The sequence below is a fragment of the Streptomyces griseorubiginosus genome (genome assembly GCF_017614965.1).
Taxonomy (GTDB): Bacteria; Actinomycetota; Actinomycetes; order Streptomycetales; family Streptomycetaceae; genus Streptomyces; species Streptomyces griseorubiginosus_B.
In genome coordinates this window covers 1-3,204 of the sequence record NZ_WVUG01000523.1, presented here as the reverse complement: position 1 = coordinate 3,204, position 3,204 = coordinate 1, and the positions used below count along the sequence as shown (strand labels likewise).

The window sequence follows — 3,204 nt, the reverse complement described above, 5'->3', positions numbered from 1 at the left end:
CTGGTCGTTGTTTGAGAACTGCACAGTGGACGCGAGCATCTGTGGCCAAGTTTTTAAGGGCGCACGGTGGATGCCTTGGCACCAGGAACCGATGAAGGACGTGGGAGGCCACGATAGGCCCCGGGGAGTCGTCAACCAGGCTTTGATCCGGGGGTGTCCGAATGGGGAAACCCGGCAGTCGTCATGGGCTGTCACCCTTGTCTGAACACATAGGGCAAGTGGAGGGAACGCGGGGAAGTGAAACATCTCAGTACCCGCAGGAAGAGAAAACAACCGTGATTCCGGGAGTAGTGGCGAGCGAAACCGGATGAGGCCAAACCTACGACGTGTGAGACCCGGCAGGGGTTGCGTCGTGGGGGTTGTGGGATCTCTCTTCCATGGTCTGCCGGCCGTGGGACGAGTCAGAAACCGTTGATGTAGGCGAAGGACATGCGAAAGGTCCGGCGTAGAGGGTAAGACCCCCGTAGTCGAAACGTCAGCGGCTCGTTTGAGAGACACCCAAGTAGCACGGGGCCCGAGAAATCCCGTGTGAATCTGGCGGGACCACCCGCTAAGCCTAAATATTCCCTGGTGACCGATAGCGGATAGTACCGTGAGGGAATGGTGAAAAGTACCCCGGGAGGGGAGTGAAATAGTACCTGAAACCGTGTGCCTACAAGCCGTGGGAGCGTCGGAAGGCGCTTGCGCATTCTCGTGACTGCGTGCCTTTTGAAGAATGAGCCTGCGAGTTTGCGGTGTGTTGCGAGGTTAACCCGGGTGGGGTAGCCGTAGCGAAAGCGAGTCCGAAGAGGGCGACTTTAGTAGCACGCTCAAGACCCGAAGCGGAGTGATCTAGCCATGGGCAGGTTGAAGCGGAGGTAAGACTTCGTGGAGGACCGAACCCACCAGGGTTGAAAACCTGGGGGATGACCTGTGGTTAGGGGTGAAAGGCCAATCAAACTCCGTGATAGCTGGTTCTCCCCGAAATGCATTTAGGTGCAGCGTCGTGTGTTTCTTGCCGGAGGTAGAGCACTGGATAGGCGATGGGCCCTACCGGGTTACTGACCTTAGCCAAACTCCGAATGCCGGTAAGTGAGAGCGCGGCAGTGAGACTGTGGGGGATAAGCTCCATGGTCGAGAGGGAAACAGCCCAGAGCATCGTCTAAGGCCCCTAAGCGTACGCTAAGTGGGAAAGGATGTGGAGTCGCAGAGACAACCAGGAGGTTGGCTTAGAAGCAGCCACCCTTGAAAGAGTGCGTAATAGCTCACTGGTCTAGTGATTCCGCGCCGACAATGTAGCGGGGCTCAAGCGTACCGCCGAAGTCGTGTCATTGCAGCATGAGGGCCAACGCCCGCTGTGATGGGTAGGGGAGCGTCGTCTGCCGGGTGAAGCAGCCGCGTAAGCGAGTTGTGGACGGTTGACGAGTGAGAATGCAGGCATGAGTAGCGATTCACACGTGGGAAACGTGTGCGCCGATTGACTAAGGGTTCCTGGGTCAAGCTGATCTGCCCAGGGTAAGTCGGGACCTAAGGCGAGGCCGACAGGCGTAGTCGATGGATAACCGGTTGATATTCCGGTACCCGCTGTGAAGCGTCAAACATCGAACCTTCTGATGCTAAGGCCGTGAAGCCGCCCCGTGAGCCTTCGGGCAAAGGGAGTGGTGGAGCCGCCGGACCAAGGTGGTAGTAGGTGAGTGATGGGGTGACGCAGGAAGGTAGTCCATCCCGGGCGGTGGTTGTCCCGGGGTAAGGGTGTAGGCCGTGCGGTAGGTAAATCCGCACACCTTGAGGCTGAGACCTGATGCCGAGCCGATTGTGGTGAAGTGGATGATCCTATGCTGTCGAGAAAAGCCTCTAGCGAGTTTCATGGCGGCCCGTACCCTAAACCGACTCAGGTGGTCTGGTAGAGAATACCGAGGCGTTCGGGTGAACTATGGTTAAGGAACTCGGCAAAATGCCCCCGTAACTTCGGGAGAAGGGGGGCCACACCTGGTGATGATCTTTACGGTCTGAGCTGGGGGTGGCCGCAGAGACCAGCGAGAAGCGACTGTTTACTAAAAACACAGGTCCGTGCGAAGCCGTAAGGCGATGTATACGGACTGACGCCTGCCCGGTGCTGGAACGTTAAGGGGACCGGTTAGCTCACTTTCGGGTGGGCGAAGCTGAGAACTTAAGCGCCAGTAAACGGCGGTGGTAACTATAACCATCCTAAGGTAGCGAAATTCCTTGTCGGGTAAGTTCCGACCTGCACGAATGGCGTAACGACTTCTCGACTGTCTCAACCATAGGCCCGGTGAAATTGCACTACGAGTAAAGATGCTCGTTTCGCGCAGCAGGACGGAAAGACCCCGGGACCTTTACTACAGTTTGATATTGGTGTTCGGTTCGGCTTGTGTAGGATAGCTGGGAGACTGTGAACTCCGGACGCCAGTTCGGGGGGAGTCGTCGTTGAAATACCAGTCTGGTCGTGCTGGATGTCTAACCTGGGTCCGTGATCCGGATCAGGGACAGTGTCTGATGGGTAGTTTAACTGGGGCGGTTGCCTCCTAAAGGGTAACGGAGGCGCCCAAAGGTTCCCTCAGCCTGGTTGGCAATCAGGTGTTGAGTGTAAGTGCACAAGGGAGCTTGACTGTGAGACCGACGGGTCGAGCAGGGACGAAAGTCGGGACTAGTGATCCGGCGGTGGCTTGTGGAAGCGCCGTCGCTCAACGGATAAAAGGTACCCCGGGGATAACAGGCTGATCTTCCCCAAGAGTCCATATCGACGGGATGGTTTGGCACCTCGATGTCGGCTCGTCGCATCCTGGGGCTGGAGTCGGTCCCAAGGGTTGGGCTGTTCGCCCATTAAAGCGGTACGCGAGCTGGGTTTAGAACGTCGTGAGACAGTTCGGTCCCTATCCGCTGTGCGCGTAGGAGTCTTGAGAAGGGCTGTCCCTAGTACGAGAGGACCGGGACGGACGAACCTCTGGTGTGCCAGTTGTTCTGCCAAGGGCATGGCTGGTTGGCTACGTTCGGGAGGGATAACCGCTGAAAGCATCTAAGCGGGAAGCCTGCTTCGAGATGAGGACTCCCACCCACTTGATGGGGTAAGGCTCCCAGTAGACGACTGGGTTGATAGGCCGGATCTGGAAGCACGGTAACGTGTGGAGGTGACCGGTACTAATAGGCCGAGGGCTTGTCCTCAGTTGCTCGCGTCCACTGTGTTAGTTCTGAGGCAACGACCGT

General features: G+C 57.5%; 1 rRNA gene. It reads left to right on the top strand.

The features are described 5' to 3' along the window. Nucleotides 1–43 precede the first annotated feature (43 nt). Nucleotides 44–3,162, top strand: a 23S ribosomal RNA gene (locus tag GRC12_RS43055). Nucleotides 3,163–3,204: the final 42 nt, after the last annotated feature.